Genomic DNA, 20,418 nt, shown 5'->3' with positions numbered 1-20,418 from the left:
CAAACCGCCGTGGGGCTTAGAGTGGATCAGAGCAGGCCGAAGGTACGCGCCTTGGCGACTGCCTGAACCTTGTTCACTGCAACAAGCTTCGTCAGTACATTGCTGATATGAAAATTGACGGTACGGGTCGAAATATTGAGGATCGCACCGATAATTTCGGCGGTTTTTCCTTCACTCGTCCAACGCAGGATTTCACGCTCCCGTGCCGTCAGACAGACTTCACCGGCGCAATTCAGACGCGGCACATTGACCAGTTCGAACATCGACAGATGCAGGAGATTGGTCACCATCTGCAACTGACGCCGCAGGGCGGTGACTTCGGCTGCGGTCAGCGGCTGGCCGCTGCGCAGGAATGTCAACATTCCAAACACGCCCTGTGCCGCCCAGCATGGTTGTGAAATACCGACCTTCAGGCCAAACGCTTGCAGATCGGCCCATAATTGCGGCGTTTCGGCAAAAAGCTTCGGCGACCAGACCAGCGGGTCGATGCTGTGCAGGCCCAGCCGGACAAGGGGATCGATCTCAACATATTTTTTGCTGGCATAGAGTGCAGTCCAGCCTTTCGGCATATCTTCGTAACGCACCCATTTGACCGCCCCATTCAAGGACGGAACCGACATGACATAAGAAACATGATCAAAGCCGATTTCGCGGGCATATTTTTTTACATATTCAAACAATTTGTCCGCATTACCGGCGGACTGCATGGCATCGCATAACAATTCCCATTTCATTGCTGCCATCCTAATATTTTGTTTTCAATAACTTACGCACAATACAACTTTAACGCTCACAAAATTTCGAACGCACAGCCTTAAATAGCATTTTCCTGTAACTCTCTCCAGAAGGATTGCTTCCAAAAAGCAGCGTGAATTTCGCAAAACCTCTGTTTTTAAACAGTTATGCCATCGTGGGATAAGAAATATTGCAAACAAAAAAGCCTCGCAACGTGCGAGGCCCTTCTTCTTGAGGTTGTGACAGCTGCGTCGGCTATGCCGCTTCGTCCGTAACATTGCCGGGGGTGTAATTGAGAATCGGCGCGAGCCAGCGCTCCACCTCCCCGACGCTCATACCCTTGCGGTTTGCATAATCCTCGACCTGATCGCGCTCCACCTTGGCGACACCGAAATAATAGCTTTCCGGGTGGCCGATATAGAGGCCCGAAACCGACGAGCCCGGCCACATGGCATAGCTTTCGGTCAGTTCCACACCCGTCTCCGCCGTTGCATCGAGCAGACGGAACAGGGTGGTCTTTTCGGTGTGGTCGGGTTGTGACGGGTAACCCGGAGCCGGGCGGATGCCCTTGTAAGGTTCGCCGATCAGTTCTTCCGGCGTATAGGTTTCTTCGGTCGCATAGGCCCAGAATTCCTTGCGCACGCGCTCATGCATCAGTTCCGCGAAGGCTTCGGCAAAACGGTCGGCCAGCGCCTTCACAAGAATAGCGGAATAGTCGTCATTGGCCCGCTCGAAACGCTCGGCAATCGCCACCTCGCCGATGCCCGCCGTGACGACGAAGCCGCCGACATAATCCTGCTTTCCGCTCTCGACCGGCGCCACGAAGTCGGACATGGCGACATTCGGGCGGCCATCGCGCTTACCAAGCTGCTGACGCAGCGTGAAGAAGGTGGCCAGCTCCTCTTTCCGGCTCTCGTCGGTGAACAGCCGGATATCGTCGCCCACCGCATTGGCGGGCCAGAAACCAACCACGGCTTTCGGCGTGAACCATTTTTCGTCGATGATCTTCGTCAGCATAGCCTGCGCATCAGACCAGAGCTGGCGCGCGGCCTCGCCCTGCTTTTCGTCCTCAAGGATTGCCGGATAGCGCCCTTTCAGCTCCCAGGTCTGGAAGAATGGCGTCCAGTCGATATAGCGCGCAATTTCGGCCAGATCGTAATCGTCGAATGTCTTCGTGCCGGTAAAGCTTGGCTTCACCGGTGCAAATGCGTCCCAGTCGAGCTTGTGCGCATTGGCGCGGGCGCGGGCAAGCGGCAGGCGCTGCTTTTCCGCTTCGCTACGCGCATGGGCGGCTGCAACCTTGGCATATTCCTCGCGGATGCCATCGACATAATTGCCCTTGGCTTCCGGCGACAGCAGGCTGGACACGACACCCACCGCGCGGCTGGCATCGATCACATAGACCGTCTGGCCGCGCTCGTAACGCGGATGAATTTTCACCGCCGTATGGACGCGACTCGTGGTCGCCCCGCCGATCAAAAGCGGAATGTCGAATCCTTCGCGTTCCATTTCCGCGGCCACATGTGCCATTTCATCAAGCGATGGCGTGATGAGGCCGGAAAGGCCGATGACATCGACCTTCTCTTCACGCGCCACCTGCAAAATCTTCTGCGAAGGCACCATGACACCGAGATCGATAATCTCGTAATTGTTGCAGGCCAGCACGACGCCGACGATATTCTTCCCGATATCGTGCACGTCGCCCTTCACGGTCGCCATCAGCACCTTGCCGGCGCTCTGACGCTCGCCGCCCTCAATGCCATTTTCGGCATTGCGGCGCTTTTCCTCTTCCATGTAAGGCAGGAGGACGGCCACAGCCTGTTTCATCACGCGGGCGGATTTCACCACCTGTGGCAGAAACATCTTGCCCGCCCCGAACAGATCGCCAACCACATTCATACCGGCCATCAGCGGGCCTTCGATGACGTGCAGCGGCCGTTCGGCAGCCTTGCGCGCTTCTTCCGTGTCGGCTTCGATATATTCGGTAATGCCGTTGACCAGCGCATGTTCGAGACGCTTTGCCACCGGCCATTCGCGCCAGGCCAGATCTTGCGCCTTGGCTTCCTTCGAGCCTGAATCGCGGAAACGTTCGGCAATCTCCAGCAGGCGTTCGGTCGCGTCGGAACGGCGGTTCAGCACCACGTCTTCGCAGGCTTCGCGCAGTTCCGGATCAATGGCATCGTAGACCGCCAGCTGACCCGCATTGACGATGCCCATATCCATGCCCGCCTGAATGGCGTGATAGAGGAACACGGCATGCATCGCCTCACGCACCGGCTCATTGCCGCGGAACGAGAAGGACAGGTTCGACACGCCGCCCGACACATGGACATGCGGCAGGGTCGCCATGATTTTCCGGGTCGCTTCGATGAAATCGACGCCGTAATTATTGTGCTCGTCGATGCCGGTCGCCACCGCGAAGATGTTCGGATCGAAGATGATGTCTTCCGGCGGAAAACCAACCTGCTCGGTCAGAATCTTGTAGGCCCGACTACAGATTTCGATCTTGCGCGCTTCGGTATCGGCCTGTCCGGTTTCGTCGAACGCCATGACCACGACCGCCGCACCATAAGCACGGACGAGCTTCGCATGATGAATGAAGGCTTCCTCACCTTCCTTCATCGAAATCGAGTTGACCACCGGCTTGCCCTGAACGCATTTCAGGCCAGCCTCAATCACTTCCCATTTGGAGCTGTCGATCATGATCGGCACGCGGGCGATATCCGGCTCGGCGGCGATCAGATTGAGAAATTCGACCATCGCCTTTTCGGAATCGATCAGGCCCTCATCCATATTGATGTCGATGATCTGCGCGCCATTGGCGACCTGATCGCGCGCCACATCAAGGGCGGCGGCGAAGTCACCAGCCTTGATGAGTTTACGGAACCGGGCGGAGCCGGTCACGTTGGTGCGTTCCCCGACATTGACGAAGGGAATGTCCTCGGTCAGCGTGAAAGGCTCGAGGCCGGAAAGGCGCATCAGTGGCGCAACCTTGGCAGGTTTGCGCGGCGGGTGCTTTGCAACAGCCTCGGCAATAGCGCGGATATGATCCGGCGTCGAGCCGCAGCAACCGCCAACCACATTAACCATGCCGTCGCGGGCAAAGCCCTCGATCTGGGCAGCCATCGCCTCCGGCGTTTCGTCATACTGGCCAAACTCGTTCGGCAGACCGGCATTCGGATAGGCGCAGATGAACGTATCGGCGATGGTCGACAATTCGTCCAGATGCGCGCGCATGGCATTGGCGCCGAGTGCGCAGTTGAGGCCGATGGTGAACGGCTTGGCGTGACGCAGCGAATGCCAGAATGCCGTTGGCGTCTGGCCGGACAGGGTGCGGCCGGAAAGATCGGTGATCGTGCCGGAAATCATCACCGGCAGGAAAATGCCCTTCTCTTCGAACACTTGCTCCGAAGCGAAGACGGCGGCCTTCGCATTCAGCGTGTCGAAGATGGTTTCAATCAGGATGATGTCGGAACCGCCGTCGATCAGCCCCCGGATCTGCTCGGCATAGGCAACACGCAGATCGTCGAAGGTGACGGCGCGGAAGCCGGGATTATTGACATCCGGCGACAGCGATGCAGTGCGGTTTGTCGGTCCAAGAGCGCCTGCGACGAAACGGCGGCGACCGTCCTTCTGCTCGGCGCGCAGGGCAGCGCGACGCGCAAGGCGCGCACCGTCGCGGTTCAGCTCATAGACCTGCTCTTCCATGCCGTAATCGGCCTGGGCAATCGTCGTGGAGGAGAATGTATTGGTTTCGAGAATATCCGCGCCCGCAATGGCGTAGGCGTAGTGGATTTCCTCAATGGCCTTTGGCTGCGTCAGCGTCAGAAGGTCATTATTGCCCTGAAGCTGACAATCACAGGCGCCGAAACGCTCACCGCGGAAATGCTCTTCATGGAAGCCAAGCCCTTGAATCTGCGTTCCCATCGCCCCGTCGAGGATCAGAATACGCTCGCGCGCCGCTTTGGTCAGCGCGGCCAGCACCTCCGAACCATCCGGCTGAGCCGCCGTTGCACCGAAAAGATCGTCGAGGGAAGACGCCATAAGAGTACCGCCTGTATTCTGATATGCACAATCGCAGGAGGTCGCTTAATGACATAAACATATCTTTATGTCAATTATTGTTCAGCTCTCGAAGCATTATATGTACCCGCTATAAACTGCTCGCTTTGGGCTGCAGGCAGCTCTGTGTTCCCTCCCTGGTCTGTTGCAGCACAGAAGAAATCGTGACTGGTGAAAGCCACCGCTCCGCCACAATGGGCGAGCAAAAATACGCACATAAACGATTGCTTTGATTAGGAGAGACCTATGAAAAGGTTTGGTTATTCCGTTTTTGCCGCGTGTCTGTCGCTGGGCATGGGCCTGTCCGCCGCTGCCGGAACAGCCAATGCGGCGCAGCCCTCGCTGATGGCGGCCCCTACCCCGGCACCGGCTCAGGCATCGGCACCTACTGCGCAAACGGTGCAATATTACGATTATCGCGACGACCGGCGCTATTGGCGCTACGACCGTCCGCGTTACCGGCCCTATTACAGACATGACCGGCGTTACTGGGGTCCGGGTCCTGCCTACCGTCCGGCACCGACTTACCGCAGCCGCAACCCGCATACCCGCTGGTGCTACAGCCGCTATCGGTCATACCGCGCCTATGACAATACGTTCCAACCCAATTACGGTCCGCGCCGCCAGTGCTATTCGCCTTATCTATAAGGCCGCGACCAACGAAAAAGCCCCGCATTGCGGGGCTTTTCTCTCAACTGCTTCGAAATATTGATGGCTCTCAGGTGACGTAGGCACCGATAGAAGCCGCGACAAGGCCGATTGCAACGGCAATCATCACGCCATAAACGCGCGGCTTGTCGAAAAGAACGGCGAAAGCTGAAAACCAGCCGACGACCGCAGCACCAAGCGCGAAGAGAAAACCCGGCTTGTCGCCATGATAAAGGTTTGCCGCCATCAGCCCGCCGATGATCAGCGCGCCGAAAACGATCATTAACCCCGTGGCATAACGCTCATAATCGTCCATTTAAATTCCTCGGTTCCGATCTCGCGAAAACTGCGACGGAAACTTATATCGACCCGTTTGGCCATTTAAGGGCATGGAATCTCTCATGCCACGATCCTGACCTTCCCGCTCACACAATCATTATTCGGAACGTTCTTCAACCATTTCGCAGCGCCATACGCTGCAAATGTTGCAACTTATCGTTTCCAGTCGCCGTTCGTCGCGAAATCCGTGCTATATTGATACGTATGGAACCGTCCGGAATCACCATCTTTGAGACGCCGATTGGCCCGTGCGGCATTGCCTGGCGCGGTGCAAAAGTCATTGGTGTCGAAATCGGCGATACGGACGAGAAAGAAACCCGTTACCGCCTTGGTGAGCGGGTGGGCGAACAGTTTTCCGATGCTCAGGCCGATGTGCCAGCCTTTGTAACGCAAGCCATCGAAAAAGTGCGCGCGCTTCTCGACGGCGGATCGCCGGATTTCTCGCAAACGCCGCTAGCGTTCGAATCGCTCCCCGACCTCAACCGGCAGGTTTACGAGATTATTCTCGAACTGAAGGCGGGCGAAACCACCACCTATGGCGCGATTGCCAGACGACTTGGTGACGTGAGCCTGTCGCAAGCGGTCGGTTATGCACTTGGCAAAAACCCGTTTCCGATCATCGTGCCCTGTCACCGGGTGCTCGGTTCCAACGGCAAGGTCGGCGGGTTTTCAGCGGCGGGCGGTACGTCGACGAAGCTCAAGCTTCTCAATATCGAGCGCGCCAAAATCTCCAGCGAGCCAGATCTATTCGGCGGCCTGCCACTTCAGGAACGACCACAGGCGGAGTGGTAACTACTCTTTATCAGTGACAACATCAGCGGAAAAACGCAATTCGCGCATCGGGCGCACGAGTTGCGTCGTGGCGTCATAGGTCGGATGTTTCTTGAAAGCGAAAAGCGCTTCTTCATCCTTGAACTCGGCATAGACGACGAGATCGATGCGGTCGCACATCGGATCGACCCTGGAATTCGGCAGAACTTCGAAGACTTCGGAATGCGGGATGGTGGCAAGCTGCTCCAGCCCTTTTCTGACTGTCTCGATATCCTGACCTTGCTTGACGCTGAAGAAAACAATGTGCCGGATCACGCATCGACTCCCTGTAAATGACAAGGCGTATCTAGCGCATCAAGACAGCCAAAAAAATGGCAAGTTTGAGCGATGTGTCTAACTAGCCTTTACCCGCCGCCAGGCGAACCCACCTTCCGCCGGAATGGAACCGCGCCCCGGCTGATAGTAACCGGGTGTATCGACCAGACGGTTTTCGCCAAGACGGCTCTGGGCGACCTTGTTGGTCACCTGAAGACTGTCGAAGCCGGTGCGCAGCATCAGCGCCGCCTGATCGATCAGCACATCGCCGACGGCGCGCAACTCACCCGCAAAACCTTCGCGGCGCAGAATCTCGGCCTTGGAATAGGAGCGACCATCGTTGAAAGCCGGGAACTGCAAGGCGATCAGCGGCAGGCTGCCCAGATCATTCAACAGCGGTTCAATCGCTTCGCCCGGCGCAACCGAAACGCCGATGCGGCGGTTGGAGGCGCGGCGGCGCTCTTCATCTAGGCCGAGCCAGACGGCGAGCGGAATGATGATCGCCGGGGCATCGCCCGCAGCTTCAAGATCGTCGGCAAAGACATAATCGTCTTCGCGAAAGCCATCGGAGGACCAGAGTTTGGTTTCGTTGATATCGCTCATTTCCGCTCGGTGGCTCCCAATGTTTTAAGGCTGTCGGCAAGGCCAGTCAGATGGATGCCGCATTCTGTCTTTTCTGATCCCGCCCAGCGTCCGGCACGCTGGTCTTCGCCGTCGTTCACGGGCCGCGTGCAAGGCATGCAGCCGATGGAACGATAGCCCTGCGCAGTCAGAGGATGCGGCGGCAGATCGTGCTTTTCAGCGTAGGCCTTGAGGTCTGCTGCCTGCAAACGCGCCAGCGGATTGATACGAATGCGCGGGCCGACCGATTCAAACACCGGCAAGCTTTCGCGTGTCGATGCCTGAAACTGCTTGCGGCCCGTCATCCAGGCGCGATAGGGCGCGACGGCGCGCGCCATCGGCTCAACTTTGCGGATGAAGCAGCAGCGGTCCTTATCGGTCATCGACAGCGCGCCGAACGGATCATCGCTTTTAAGACTGTCCTCAAGCGGCAGGATATCCCGCACATCGGTCAGCCCCAGCCGGTCCACCAGATCGTGACGATAATCGAGCGTGGCCCGGAAATGCTTGCCCGTATCGAGAAATAGTACCGGTATCGCCGGATCGATTTCCGAGATCATATGCAAAAGCACAGCCGATTCCGCCCCGAAGGAAGACACAACCGCGATCTGCCCGTCATAGAGTTCGCGCGTGACGAGCGCGATCACTTCCTGCGGGGTAGACGCGCCGTGGCTTGCCTCCAGAAGGCGGGCTTCGGCGGCAGCACTTTCTTCAGCATCAAGCTGCACGGCTTATTTCTCCATAAAGCGCGCGTTTGAACGGTTCCATGCCAACGCGGCGATAGGCGGCCAGAAAGTTTTCCTCCGGGCTTTCACGCAAGGCGAGATAGGTATCGACCACCGTTTCGATGGCATCCACCACTTCTTCCGACGAAAAGCCGCGACCGGTGATTTCTCCTATGGTCGAATGCTCGTCCGCCGAACCGCCAAGCGTGATCTGATAGAGTTCCTCACCCTTTTTCTCTACGCCCAGAATGCCGATATGACCGACATGGTGATGGCCGCAGGCATTGATGCAGCCGGAAATCTTGATCTTGAGATCGCCGATTTCGAGCTGACGCTGCTGGTCGCCGAAGCGCTCCGAAATGCGCTGCGCCACCGGAATGGAGCGCGCATTGGCAAGGGCGCAATAGTCGAGACCGGGGCAGGCGATGATATCGGTGATGAGACCGGCATTCGGCGTCACCAGCCCATCCGATTGCAGCAGATCATAGACGGCTGCAAGATCGGCCTTAGCCACATGCGGCAGGACCAGATTCTGCTCGTGGCTGACGCGGATTTCATCGAACGAATAGGTTTCGGCAATATCCGCCACCAGTTCCATCTGCTCGGCGCTCGCATCGCCGGGAATACCGCCGATGGGCTTCAGCGAAATGGTGACGACCGCATAATCCGGGTTCTTGTGCGGCGTGACATTGCGCGCCACCCAGCTTGCAAATTCCGCATCGGCCTTCTGGGTAACAGCCAGCACTTCCCAGCCTTCCGGCCGTTGCGGCAACTTCGGCATGCGGAAATAGCTTTCAATCGAGTCGATATCGCGCTGCGGCAGCTTCAGCTCGCCATTGCGGATTTCTTCCCATTCAGCATCGATCTCGCGGGTCAGTTCTTCAACGCCCGTTTCATGGACGAGGATCTTGATGCGCGCCTTATATTTGTTGTCGCGACGGCCATGCAGATTATAGACGCGCACGATGGCCGTCACATAGGTCAGCATGTCCTCGATGGGCAGGAAGTCACGAATCTTCTTCGCCACCATCGGCGTGCGGCCCTGACCGCCGCCGATATAGACAGAAAGGCCCAGATCGCCCGCCTCGTTCTTCTTCAGCTGCAAGCCGATGTCATGTACCTGAATGGCGGCGCGGTCATGGTCCGAGCCGACAATGGCGATCTTGAACTTGCGCGGCAGATAGGAAAATTCCGGATGCAGCGACGACCATTGGCGCAGGATTTCGGCGAAGGGGCGCGGATCGGCCACTTCGTCGGCGGCAGCGCCTGCGAAGTGATCGGCAGTCACGTTGCGAATGCAATTGCCGGAGGTCTGGATGGCGTGCATCTCGACTTCCGCCAGCTCTTCCAGAATGCGCGGCACGTCCTTCAGCGCAGGCCAGTTATACTGGATGTTCTGGCGCGTGGTGAAATGGCCAAAGCCGCGATCATAGACGCGCGCAATGTGGCCGAGCTTTCGCAACTGGCGGCTCGACAGCGTGCCATAGGGAACGGCCACGCGCAGCATATAGGCGTGCAATTGCAGGTAAAGGCCATTCATCAGGCGCAGCGGACGGAACTGTTCTTCCGTCAGCTCTCCGGTCAGGCGGCGCTCGACCTGATCCTTGAACTGGGCAACGCGGGCCGCAACGAAATCGCGGTCGAATTCATCATAACGATACATAGTCTAAATCCAGATCAGAGCATTTCCAGCAAAAGTGCGAACCGGTTTTGGGTCCGGAAATGCGTCAACAGATATTACGAGGCGCGCTTCAAAGCAGGCTTGTCGAGGGGCAGATCACCAAAGGTTACGATGGTCGGGCCGGAAAGGCGGATGCGCTCGCGCAGGCGGATCGGGTAAAGCCCCTCCTCGCGCTCCTCGACATCGATCACATTCACATCGACAACCAGATTGGCTTTCGCTGCAACCTTGCCCGCGTCTTCCAGCGCCGTCACGGCTTCGGCGTGGCGCGCAACCAGCGCGCCTTCGATGGTCTCCTGCCACGAACCGTCGGCACCGAGCCACACAGCCTGCCCGTCGATCAGCCGGTTTGCAGTGAGAACTTTTACGACCATTTCCAAACTCCAAACTTTTGTTGACCGCGCATCCTGCGGGTTTAGGCTGCGACGGAAACCGGCTTGAGGGCCAGCGCTTCGGCTTTGTCGATTGCGGCACCGGCGACCGCATCGCCAATGATCACCATGACCGGGCCGGAAAGCTCCTTGCGGCTTTCCAGATCCGGCAAATCCTTCAGCGTGCCGTGGAACAGGCGCTTGTCCTGCCGGCTCGCATTTTCCACCACCGCCACGGCGGTATCTTCATGCAGGCCCGCACCAATCAGGCGTGCGGCAACCGATGCCGCGACCGTCGAGCCCATATAGACGGCAATCGTTGCGCCGGAGACGGCAAGCTTGGCCCAGCCCGGCAGCACATCGCCCGTCATATCGTGACCAGTGGTGAACACCAGCGACGAGGCGACACCGCGCAGCGTCAGCGGCAATTCCATATCGGCAGCGGCGGCAAAGGCCGAGGTGATACCGGGCACGATTTCGAAACCGATACCAGCGGCACGCAGCGCCGCCATTTCCTCGCCTGCGCGTCCGAACACCAGCGGATCGCCGGATTTCAGCCGCACAACGCGCTTGCCTTGTCGCCCCAGCGAAACCAACAGGCGATTGATCTCTTCCTGGCTTTTGGAATGGCAGCCCTTGCGCTTGCCGACGGCAAGGCGTTCGGCATCGCGGCGGCCCATGGCAATCACGCCTTCCGGCACCAGCGCATCATGCACAATGACATCGGCTTCCATCAAAGCGCGGTGGGCGCGCAAGGTCAGCAGGTCTTCAGCACCCGGTCCGGCACCAACCAGCCAGACATAACCGGCGGCATTGTCGCGCTGCTCGATCAGGTCGCTCGCAGCCTTATAAGCTTCCGCGCGGTCGCCATTTTCAATGGCGCTGGCAACACGGCCCGAAAAGAAACCGCGCCAGAAACTGCGGCGCGCCAGCCCCTTGGGCAATGCGCGCTCGACCAGCGGACGCCAGCTTTCGGCGAAATGCGCAAGCTCGCCAAGGCGCGGCGAAAAGGCGGCATCGATACGTGCACGAACCATCTGCGCCAGAACCGGAGCGCTTCCTTCCGAGCCGATGGCAATCGTCAGCGGCGCGCGGTTGACGATGGCAGGCGTCAGGAAATCGCAAAGGGCAGGACGGTCAACGACATTGACCGGAACCTTCTCGGCCTTGACCACAGCGGCAATGGCGCGATCCTGCGCTTCATCGCCAGTCGCCACGAAAACAAGCTTTGCGCCCGCGACATGTTCCGGCGCAAAAGGTGCCGCCACATGCTCCACACCATGGCTTGCGATGAACTCGGCCAGATGATGTTCCGTTTCCTCGGCAACGATGCGAAGGCGTGCGGATGTCTGCGCCACAAGGCGCGCCTTGTTCAAAGCTTCCTCGCCGCCGCCAACGACGACAACCACCTCTTCCGACACCCGGAAGAAGGCAGGAAAATCAGCCAGTAAACGCTTTTGCGGTAGAGACACGATGCCATCCTTGAGAGCATTTCCAGCGAACGCGGATACCGTTTTCGCGTGCGGAAATGCGTCTTGTGAAAGTTGGCGCCATTATCCATGGAGAGCGGGAGATTTATAAGAAACGGGCTTGCGCGCGAAAATGATGGCGAGCATCACTTTTTCTCAAAACAGCCGTTTGCGGGATTTTAATTTCCCGTAAGGCCGGAAATATATCCCACAATTTTTATAGGATTTACATAGGCTTATCGATAAGCGCCACTCGAGAAGAAGGCCGGAACGTGTTTTGGCCAGCGGCGCGGCAGCACGGCAATCAGGTCGAAACGAAGAGACAGACGGTCAAGGTCGGGCTGGCGTTGCAGCCAGAGATCAGCTGCAGCTTCGATACGGCGCATCGCCTGCGGCGTGACGGCCAATTGCGCTGCTTCGAGACTGCTGCGCGCCTTGACCTCGACGATCAGCACCAGATTGCCCCGCCGGGCGATCAGATCGATTTCGCCGAGCCGTGTCCGATAGCGCCGCGCGACAATGCGAAAACCTTTCAAAAGAAGCACCATCGCCGCAAAGCGTTCGGCGCTATGTCCGCGAAAGAAAGCAACGCGCTTTTTCTCGCGGAGGTCTGTCATCGCTGATCCGATTTCAGTTGCATAAGACGCTGATAGAGAACCGATTTCTGCCCGCCTGTCATGCGCGCCGCCTCGCCTGCAGCCTTGGATGGCGGCAGTTCGGCGGCAAGCGACAGAAGCAGCTTGTCGATGTCTTCCTTGCTTTGCGGAATTGTGTTGCCTGTCGGCGGGCCGACCAGCAGAACCACTTCGCCGCGAATGCGATCCTCACCGTCGAATTCCTTCGCCAGTTCGCCCAACGGAGCAGTGCGAATGGTTTCATAGGCCTTGGTCAGTTCGCGGCAGAGCGCGCCCAGACGATCCGACCCGAACACTTCGGCCATTTCGGCCAGCGTCGCCGCTGTCCGGTTTGGCGATTCGTAGAAGACCAGCGTTGCGTCGATGCCCTTGAGGCTTTCCAGCTTCGTCTGCTTTTGCCCATGCTTGGATGGCAGGAAGCCGCAGAACATGAAGGCGTCGGTCGGCAGGCCCGAAGCGGCGAGTGCGGCCAGAACGGCGGAAGCACCCGGAATGGGAACGACACGAATACCCGCCTCGCGTGCTTCGCCGACCAGACGAAAGCCCGGATCGGAAACGAGCGGCGTGCCCGCATCCGACACCAGCGCAACGCTTTTGCCCGCTGACAGCGCGGCAATCAGCTTTTCTCCGGCTTCGGCGGCATTGTGCTCGTGATAGCTGATCGGGCGGCGGGAAATGCCGTAGCGGTCGAGGAGAACACGGGTCACACGCGTATCCTCGCAGGCCAAAACATCGGCTGCGGCGAGCGTTTCGATGCCGCGCAGCGTCATATCGCCAAGATTGCCGATCGGCGTCGAGACGATATAAAGCGCGGGTTCCAGCGGACGGGCGCGCATGGCTGTGCCACCCACCACATAATCGCGCCGTGCGTCGCCCATATCCTCAGTCATTGCTTACCCCTCATGCGGCCAGATCGGCCACCAGCGCATCCAGCACCAGCGCACCGTCCGGTGTTGCGCGAATGATGCTACTGCCCATCGGCTCGATCATGCCCTCGGCAATCAGTTTCGCCAGACGCTTCTGGTCAACGCTCTGGCCCGACAGCCGCTTGTAGCGATCCAGATCAATGCCTTCGCGCAAACGAAGCCCCATCATCAGGAACTCGTCACCCTCCTGCCCGCCATCGAGATATTCCTCCTCGACAATACCGTGGCCGCGCCGTTCAACGTGATCGAGCCAGGTTTCCGGATGCTTTTCGGTAATCGTAACCGTGCGCACGTCGTTTTCCACGAAACGCCCATGTGCACCGGGGCCGATGCCGACATATTGCCCATAGCGCCAATAGACCAGATTGTGCTGCGACTCGCGCCCCGGCACTGCGTGATTGGAAATTTCATAGGCCGGGAGACCATGCTCTGCCGTCACCCGCTGCGTTTCTTCATAGAGCGCTGCGGCGTGGTCCGGCTCCGGCGTGGTCAGCTTCCCAGCCTTCCAGAGATTATAGAACTGCGTGCCTTCCTCAATGGTCAGCTGATAGAGCGAGAGGTGATCGGCAGCCAGTCCGATGGCCTCCTTCAGCTCTTCGCGCCATGCCTCGATGCTCTGGTTCGGACGCGCATAGATCAGATCGAAGGACAGGCGCGGGAAAATCTCACGCGCTAAGCGAATGGCCGCCTTTGCCTCATCGACCGAATGCATACGCCCCAGACGGCGCAGATCGGCATCGTTCAGCGCCTGAATGCCGAGCGACACGCGATTGACGCCTGCGGCGCGATAGCCGCGAAAACGGTCGGCTTCCACACTGGTCGGATTGGCCTCCAGCGTCACTTCGATGTCGGGCACGACAGACCAATGCGACGCAATATTATCCAGAAGCGCACCCACTGTTTCGGGCTGCATCAGCGAGGGTGTGCCGCCGCCCAGAAAAATGCTGGTGACCGTGCGTGGGCCGGTGCGCTCGCGCAGCGTTTCCATCTCGCGGCGAAACGCTTCAGAAAACCGCGCCTGATCCACCGGCTTATGACGGACATGGCTGTTGAAGTCACAATACGGGCATTTGGCCAGACAGAACGGCCAGTGCACATAAACGCCGAACGCGGTTTCCCCATTCGCACGCGCGATGGGGATCGCGCTGGCAGCATTTTTCGCCTGCAAAGGGGGAAAGAGCCTGTTCATTTCACGGAAGCCTGTTCCACATTGAGCGCCTTTTCGGCAAAAAGCTTGAAGGCGCGGGCGCGGTGCGACAGGGCCTCGGCGTCGCCGGGCTTCCAGCCGTGCTTCTCGTCGGCGGACATTTCACCAAAGGTTTTCTCATGGCCATCCGGCAAGAACACCGGGTCATAGCCGAAGCCGGTCGTGCCGCGTGGCGGCCAGATCAGCACCCCTTCCACTTCGCCGCGGAAATATTCCGCTTCGCCATCCGGCCATGCAAGGCAGATGACGGAGACGAAACGTGCGCCGCGCTTGTCCGGGCTCGTCGCACCCTTTTCCTGCAACAGATCTTCGACCTTGCGCATCGCCATGTTGAAATCACGCGTGCCGTCTTCGGTCTCGGCCCAGTTGGCGGTATAGACGCCCGGCTCGCCGTCCAGCGCATCGACCATCAGGCCGGAATCATCGGAAAGAGCGGGCAAGCCGGTGGCTTCAGCCGCAGCAAGCGCCTTGATATAGGCGTTTTCCTCAAACGTGGTGCCGGTCTCGTCCGGCTCCGGCAGGCCAAGTGCCGCGACCGAGCTGACATCGAAGCCGAACGGGCCGATCAGCCCGTCGAATTCCTTCAGCTTGCCCGCATTGTGCGAGGCGACAATCAGCTTGCCCTTTTCCAGCGTTCTCATTTTCAGTTCCATAGTTTGGGTTCGGCGATCTCCAGCGAATTGCCGGATGGATCGCGGAAGTAAATCGAATGTGCGCCATTGGGCCAATCGAAACCGGCCTCAATGGCGACGCCATGTTGTTGCAGATGTTCCCGCCAGTCGTCGATCTCGGCACGACTTGCGGCAAAACATACATGACCCGGCCCCGTCGTGCCATGTGGTGGCACAGGCAGATGGCCGGGCAAAGGCGGCTTCAAGGTTTCTTCCGCCTTGAAAAGCAGCAAAATGCCCTCGCCGCAGCGGAAGAAAGCGTTGCGCTCGCTAAGCTGGCCCACCGGCTCCAGCCCCATCGTGTCGCGATAGAATTCTACCGCCTCGGCGACGTCGCGAACATAGAGAGCCGTTTCAAGAATACGTGCAGCGCGCATGGATCAGGTCTCCTTATTCAGATGGAGCAGACACTGTCCTAGCAGAGCCTGTTCCAAAAGTCGTCTTGTGCGGCTGCAAATACGCTTTTTTGAGTGAGGCTCTTAAGCGACCGCCATTTTCTGCAACGACACAAGACGATCCACACCGCTGCGCGCCAGCTTCATCAGGTTCAGGAACTCTTCTTCCGAGAAAGGCGCACCCTCGGCGGTGCCCTGAATTTCAACAATGCCGCCTGCGCCGGTCATGACGAAATTGCTGTCGGTCTGGGCGACGGAATCTTCCGCATAATCGAGATCGAGAACAGGAGCGCCTTCATAGATGCCGCAGGAAATAGCCGCAACGTGGTCCTTCAGCACCTTCTCGACCCGTACCATCTGGCGCGCTTCCATCCAGCGCAGGCATTCATGCAGGGCCACCCAGCCGCCGGTAATGGCTGCCGTGCGCGTGCCGCCATCGGCCTGAATGACATCGCAGTCCACCGTGATCTGCACTTCGCCCAGCGCTTGCATATCGACAACAGCGCGCAAGGAGCGTCCGATCAGACGCTGGATTTCCTGCGTACGTCCGCCCTGCTTACCGGTGGCTGCTTCACGGCGCATGCGGTCGCCGGTCGAACGCGGCAGCATGCCGTATTCCGCCGTAACCCAGCCCTTGCCGGTATTGCGCATCCAGCCCGGCACCTTTTCCTCAAGGCTTGCCGTGCACAGAACATGGGTGTCGCCGAATTTGACCAGGCAGGAGCCTTCCGCATGTTTGGAGATGCCGCGCTCGAAAGAGACGGCGCGCATTTCGTCGGCAGCACGCTTGGATGGACGCATATAGTAAATTCCTTGATCGAGTTTTTTGGGATTCAAAGTTTTCCGTGCGGCTTTTTAGGCCCCCCGGGCACAAATAGAAAGGCATTTCACATCGTTCCGGGGCCAAAGATATGTTGAGAGGATTGCCAGTGTGAGGCTAAAGCCTTTGACGCTTGGCGCAGCAACCTTATATTCAAGGCAAGCAATCAACAGGTTCGCCGCTCTATCATGATGAAATCGCCTGAACATCAGCTTTTGAATTCGCTCGACCAGCGGTCGCGCGAAATTTTCCGGCTGGTCGTCGAGAGCTATCTCAACGACGGCGACCCGGTTGGTTCGCGCAATCTGTCCCGTCTTCTGCCACATTCGCTCTCGCCCGCCACCATTCGCAATGTGATGAGCGATCTGGAGCATCTGGGCCTGATCTATGCGCCGCATGTGTCGGCGGGCCGTCTGCCGACGCAGATCGGCCTGCGCTTTTTCGTCGATGCCTTTATGGAAGTCGGCGATCTGGCGCCCGGCGAGCGCTCGTCCATCGAGGCGCAGGTGCGCGCCGCCGGAAACAGCAATTCGGTTGAAAACGTGCTGACCGAGGCAAGTCAGGTCCTGTCGGGCCTGTCGCGGGGGGCTGGTCTCGTGCTCGCCACCAAGACCGAAGGCGCGCTGAAACATATCGAGTTTGTGCGGCTTGAGCCGACCCGCGCGCTGGCCGTGCTGGTGATGCAGAATGGCGATGTGGAAAACCGCGTCATCAATCTGCCAGTCGGCATCAGCGCTTCGCAGCTGGTCGAAGCGTCCAATTTCCTCAACGCGCATATTCACGGCCATACGCTTTCCGAAGCCAAGGCCGAGTTGAAAGTGCTGATGGAGGAAACCCGTCAGGAACTCGACCAGCTTTCGCAGGAACTTGTCGAACAGGGCCTCGCCGTCTGGGGCGGCACCGGTTCCGACCAGCCGTCACGGCTGATCGTGCGGGGGCGCGCCAATCTTCTCGAAAATATTCACGCGCAGGAAGATATCGAGCGCCTGCGCCATCTCTTCGACGATCTGGAAACCAAGGACGGCATGGTCCAGCTTCTCGATCTGGCCGAAACCGGTTCGGGCGTGCGCATTTTCATCGGCTCGGAAAACAAGCTGTTTTCACTGTCCGGCTCGTCGCTGGTGGTTGCGCCCTATCGCGACAGCGAACAGCGCGTGGTCGGGGCTCTTGGCGTCATCGGCCCGACCCGCCTCAATTATGCGCGTATCGTGCCGATGGTGGACTATACGGCACAGATCGTGTCGCGGCTGTTGCGGTGAGGTGTCAATCTTACCGGGTCAGCAGAAATTAAGCCTTGATTTTAATGGCCTGAAACTCGATATCCGCCCCAGAAGATATTCAAGACGGAAGAAGCATTATGTCTGACGAAAAGAACAAAACCGAGAACCCCGATCTTGAGCAGCGCGACATCAACAATCCACGGGATCGTGAGGCGCTGAACCGGGCTGCCGCCGATTTCCTGAAAGCGCGCAAGGCGGAAGCCAGCGCCGAAGTTGCGGAAGACGAAGCGGACAATGCGGTCGATGAAACCGCAAACCGTATTCTCGCGCTCGAAGCCGATAACAAGGAACTCAAGGACCAGGTTCTGCGCGTTGCTGCCGAAATGGAAAATCTGCGCAAGCGCACCCAGCGCGACGTGCAGGATGCCCGCACCTATGCGGTGACCAATTTCGCCCGCGACATGCTGTCGGTTTCCGACAATCTGCGCCGCGCCATCGACACCATTCCAGCCGAAATGCTGGAAGCCGATGCCAGCCTGAAGTCGCTGGCCGAAGGCGTGGAAATGACCGAACGCGCCATGCTGCAGGCGCTGGAACGCCACGGCGTCACCAAGCTTGAGCCGGAAGGCCAGAAATTCGACCCGAATTTCCACCAGGCCATGTTCGAGGTACCGAACCCGGATCTGCCGAACAATACCGTCGTGCAGGTTGTGCAGGCTGGTTACGCCATTGGCGACCGCGTGCTGCGCCCGGCCATGGTCGGCGTATCCAAGGGTGGCCCCAAGGCTGCTGCCGAAAATGGCGGCGCGGAAGCCAACAGCTGATAAAGCCTATCTACTGAGATAGACGATCAGAGCGGCGGTTTATCCGCCGCTTTTTTGTATCTGCTGACCTGCGCTCATACACACATATTGCCAAGGCGCGCAGAGCAATAGAAAATCGCTTCATGTATCTTGCTGGGGGGAGCCCGCGTGACCGTCGTGCAGTTTCTGAACTTTGCGGGTGTCTTCGTCTTCGCGGCAACAGGCGCGCTTGCCGCCTCGCGGCGGCAGCTCGATATTGTGGGCTTTATCTTTCTTGCCAATATCACCGGCATCGGCGGCGGAACGCTGCGCGATCTGATGCTGAGCACGCCGGTTTTCTGGGTTCAGGAACCGATCTATCTGCTGGCGGGCACACTGGCCGCCTTCGCGGTCTATTTCACCGCCCATAGGGTGGAATCACGCTATCGCGTGCTGCTCTGGCTCGATGCCATCGGCATGTCGGCCTACACGGTGATGGGTGCCGCCAAGGGGCTTGCGCTTGACGTCAGCGCGCCGGTTGCCATCGTCACGGGCATTTTCACCGCCACGCTGGGCGGTATCCTGCGCGATATGGTGGCCGGAGAGCCATCGGTGATCATGCGGCGGGAAATCTATATCACGGCGGCACTGGCGGGAGCCTGCCTCTATGTCGGGCTGGCGCGCCTTGGTGTCGATCCGTTCTTCTCGGCAGTGGTCGCGGCGCTGACCAGTTTTACCGTGCGCGGCGGGGCGCTTTATTTCGGCTGGAACCTGCCGGTATATAAAAGCCGTCCCGGTCGCACCGAAGAAGAACTCCAGCGCGACCGGATCATTCGGTCCGAATAACCGGATCAGATCAAATCAGGCCAGCCTGACTTGCAGCAGCCTCAAGGCTGAGCAGCGGACGCGGGCCCATCTGCTGGATGATGAGACCGGCGGCAAGCGAGCCAAGCCGTGCGCAATCTTCCAGCGAGCGGTCCTTGGTATAGCCATAGAGGAAACCCGCCGCATAAAGATCGCCCGCACCGGTCGTATCGACCAGTTCGTCGATCTCGATGGCTGGAACTTCGAGCGTCTGATCAGGCGTCACAATGACAGCGCCCTTTTCCGAGCGCGTGATGATCGACAGCTTGCAATCCATCCGCATTGAGGCAATCGCCGTTTCGAGCGACTTGGTCTGATAGAGCGATTTGGCTTCGTCTTCATTGGCGAAGACGATATCGACCGTGCGCTGGCGCATCAGGTCGAGAAACTCTTCGCGATAGCGGTCCACGCAGAACGGATCGGAGAGCGTCATGGCCATTTCATGGCCCGCCTCATGCGCGATCTTTGACGCCATCACGATGGCTTCCTTGGCGCGCGGCGGGTCCCACAAATAGCCTTCAAAATAGGTGACTTTGGCATCGGCGACCTTGGAGGTCTCGACGTCTTCCGGTCCAAGCTCGACGCAAGCGCCGAGAAACGTGTTCATCGAGCGTTCGCCATCCGGCGTCACGAAAATCATCGAGCGGGCGGTCGGCGACCCCTTTTCCAGCGGACGCGTATCGAAGGCCACGCCCTGCGCGCGGATATCATGCGCGAAGACACGTCCGAGATGGTCAGTCGCTACCTTGCCGAAATAGGCGGAGCGTCCGCCCAGGCTGGCGACGCCTGCCGCCGTGTTGCCCGCGCTGCCGCCCGACATTTCAGTCGCCGGACCTGCAATGCGGCTATAGAGCAATTCTGCACGATCGGCATCGATCAGGTTCATTGCGCCTTTGACGATACCGTTGGTTTCGAGAAATGAGTCGTCCGTACGCGACAGAATATCGACAATGGCATTGCCGATGCAAAGAACGTCGAATGTGGCCATGAGCGCGAGAAGCTCCCCTTTTTTCAGTTCTCCAGCCCGCCCTCGATATGGCAGGAGGAGGCTTTGGCGCCAGCTGCGTATCGTGGAATTGATACGCTTATGCAAATATGCGCGTGCGGGTTTAGCCTTTTGCCGCCCTTTTGGCTACCCCGCGCCAATCCCGGGATGTGGGT

General features: G+C 58.8%; 21 protein-coding genes. 5 read left to right on the top strand and 16 right to left on the bottom strand.

What is annotated here, in order from left to right; genetic code table 11:
• Positions 1-26: 26 nt before the first annotated feature.
• Positions 27-734, bottom strand: coding sequence for a LuxR family transcriptional regulator (locus HWD97_RS05740; protein ID WP_121537448.1), 708 nt, complete (start codon positions 732-734; stop codon positions 27-29).
• A 256-nt stretch (positions 735-990) separates the two neighbouring features.
• The gene (metH, locus tag HWD97_RS05735; RefSeq protein ID WP_371834862.1) at positions 991-4,779 is read right to left on the bottom strand and encodes a methionine synthase; all 3,789 of its coding nucleotides are present in this window, start codon (positions 4,777-4,779) and stop codon (positions 991-993) included.
• Positions 4,780-5,043: 264 nt separating this feature from the next.
• Between metH and HWD97_RS05730 the strand changes: the two genes are divergently transcribed.
• The gene (locus tag HWD97_RS05730) at positions 5,044-5,445 is read left to right on the top strand and encodes a BA14K family protein (protein WP_121537146.1); all 402 of its coding nucleotides are present in this window, start codon (positions 5,044-5,046) and stop codon (positions 5,443-5,445) included.
• 70 nt (positions 5,446-5,515) lie between these two features.
• On the opposite strand, the gene HWD97_RS05725 is transcribed toward HWD97_RS05730, so the two are convergent.
• Entirely contained in the window at positions 5,516-5,761 is a 246-nt protein-coding gene (locus HWD97_RS05725; RefSeq protein ID WP_006465911.1) for a hypothetical protein, read from the bottom strand.
• 227 nt (positions 5,762-5,988) lie between these two features.
• Between HWD97_RS05725 and HWD97_RS05720 the strand changes: the two genes are divergently transcribed.
• Positions 5,989-6,576, top strand: coding sequence for a methylated-DNA--[protein]-cysteine S-methyltransferase (locus tag HWD97_RS05720; protein ID WP_371834861.1), 588 nt, complete (start codon positions 5,989-5,991; stop codon positions 6,574-6,576).
• On the opposite strand, the gene HWD97_RS05715 is transcribed toward HWD97_RS05720, so the two are convergent.
• The 12 genes from HWD97_RS05715 to rph all read right to left on the bottom strand — a co-directional run bounded on the left by HWD97_RS05715 (position 6,577) and on the right by rph (position 16,372).
• Positions 6,577-6,870 (bottom strand): Dabb family protein, encoded by a 294-nt coding sequence (locus tag HWD97_RS05715; protein ID WP_109368204.1) that lies wholly within the window; start codon positions 6,868-6,870, stop codon positions 6,577-6,579.
• A gap of 78 nt (positions 6,871-6,948) precedes the next feature.
• Positions 6,949-7,473 carry a DUF934 domain-containing protein gene (locus tag HWD97_RS05710; RefSeq protein WP_109368203.1) on the bottom strand — a complete coding sequence of 175 codons (525 nt, stop codon included), beginning with the start codon at positions 7,471-7,473 and terminating at the stop codon, positions 6,949-6,951.
• A complete protein-coding gene (locus HWD97_RS05705; RefSeq protein WP_121537144.1) occupies positions 7,470-8,219 on the bottom strand; it encodes a phosphoadenylyl-sulfate reductase in 750 nt (249 codons plus the stop codon). The genes HWD97_RS05710 and HWD97_RS05705 overlap by 4 nt, the downstream gene beginning before the upstream one ends.
• The gene (locus tag HWD97_RS05700) at positions 8,209-9,879 is read right to left on the bottom strand and encodes a nitrite/sulfite reductase (RefSeq protein WP_121537142.1); all 1,671 of its coding nucleotides are present in this window, start codon (positions 9,877-9,879) and stop codon (positions 8,209-8,211) included. The genes HWD97_RS05705 and HWD97_RS05700 overlap by 11 nt, the downstream gene beginning before the upstream one ends.
• Positions 9,880-9,953: 74 nt before the next feature.
• Complete coding sequence (locus tag HWD97_RS05695; RefSeq protein ID WP_121537140.1) at positions 9,954-10,271, bottom strand: DUF2849 domain-containing protein; 318 nt, start codon at positions 10,269-10,271, stop codon at positions 9,954-9,956.
• 41 nt (positions 10,272-10,312) lie between these two features.
• Positions 10,313-11,740, bottom strand: a complete 1,428-nt coding sequence (cysG, locus tag HWD97_RS05690) for a siroheme synthase CysG (protein WP_121537138.1) — start codon at positions 11,738-11,740, stop codon at positions 10,313-10,315.
• Positions 11,741-11,973: 233 nt separating this feature from the next.
• Positions 11,974-12,354, bottom strand: a complete 381-nt coding sequence (locus tag HWD97_RS05685) for a YraN family protein (protein WP_109368198.1) — start codon at positions 12,352-12,354, stop codon at positions 11,974-11,976.
• Positions 12,351-13,262 (bottom strand): 16S rRNA (cytidine(1402)-2'-O)-methyltransferase, encoded by a 912-nt coding sequence (gene rsmI, locus HWD97_RS05680; protein WP_121537136.1) that lies wholly within the window; start codon positions 13,260-13,262, stop codon positions 12,351-12,353. Before rsmI ends, HWD97_RS05685 begins: the two co-directional genes overlap by 4 nt.
• Before the next feature lie 10 nt (positions 13,263-13,272).
• Positions 13,273-14,487: a radical SAM family heme chaperone HemW gene (gene hemW, locus HWD97_RS05675; protein ID WP_121537134.1), complete on the bottom strand. Its 1,215-nt coding sequence runs from the start codon at positions 14,485-14,487 to the stop codon at positions 13,273-13,275.
• Positions 14,484-15,146 carry an RdgB/HAM1 family non-canonical purine NTP pyrophosphatase gene (gene rdgB, locus HWD97_RS05670; RefSeq protein WP_121537446.1) on the bottom strand — a complete coding sequence of 221 codons (663 nt, stop codon included), beginning with the start codon at positions 15,144-15,146 and terminating at the stop codon, positions 14,484-14,486. The genes hemW and rdgB overlap by 4 nt, the downstream gene beginning before the upstream one ends.
• A 2-nt stretch (positions 15,147-15,148) precedes the next feature.
• On the bottom strand, positions 15,149-15,553 hold the full coding sequence (locus tag HWD97_RS05665) for a VOC family protein (RefSeq protein ID WP_109368195.1): 405 nt from the start codon (positions 15,551-15,553) through the stop codon (positions 15,149-15,151).
• Positions 15,554-15,655: 102 nt separating this feature from the next.
• Positions 15,656-16,372, bottom strand: coding sequence for a ribonuclease PH (rph, locus tag HWD97_RS05660; RefSeq protein ID WP_078339626.1), 717 nt, complete (start codon positions 16,370-16,372; stop codon positions 15,656-15,658).
• Between the two features lie 207 nt (positions 16,373-16,579).
• Here rph and hrcA point away from each other — a divergent pair, with 207 nt between their 5' ends.
• The 3 genes from hrcA to HWD97_RS05645 all read left to right on the top strand — a co-directional run bounded on the left by hrcA (position 16,580) and on the right by HWD97_RS05645 (position 19,239).
• Positions 16,580-17,650, top strand: coding sequence for a heat-inducible transcriptional repressor HrcA (gene hrcA / locus HWD97_RS05655; RefSeq protein ID WP_109368194.1), 1,071 nt, complete (start codon positions 16,580-16,582; stop codon positions 17,648-17,650).
• Between the two features lie 98 nt (positions 17,651-17,748).
• On the top strand, positions 17,749-18,435 hold the full coding sequence (gene grpE, locus HWD97_RS05650; RefSeq protein ID WP_109368193.1) for a nucleotide exchange factor GrpE: 687 nt from the start codon (positions 17,749-17,751) through the stop codon (positions 18,433-18,435).
• Positions 18,436-18,582: 147 nt separating this feature from the next.
• Complete coding sequence (locus HWD97_RS05645; RefSeq protein ID WP_121537132.1) at positions 18,583-19,239, top strand: trimeric intracellular cation channel family protein; 657 nt, start codon at positions 18,583-18,585, stop codon at positions 19,237-19,239.
• A gap of 10 nt (positions 19,240-19,249) precedes the next feature.
• On the opposite strand, the gene HWD97_RS05640 is transcribed toward HWD97_RS05645, so the two are convergent.
• On the bottom strand, positions 19,250-20,245 hold the full coding sequence (locus HWD97_RS05640) for an adenosine kinase (RefSeq protein ID WP_109368191.1): 996 nt from the start codon (positions 20,243-20,245) through the stop codon (positions 19,250-19,252).
• Positions 20,246-20,418: the final 173 nt, after the last annotated feature.

Source organism: Ochrobactrum sp. C6C9, assembly GCF_022627935.1.
GTDB lineage: Bacteria > Pseudomonadota > Alphaproteobacteria > Rhizobiales > Rhizobiaceae > Brucella > Brucella teleogrylli.
This window is presented reverse-complemented; position numbering and strand designations above follow the sequence as displayed.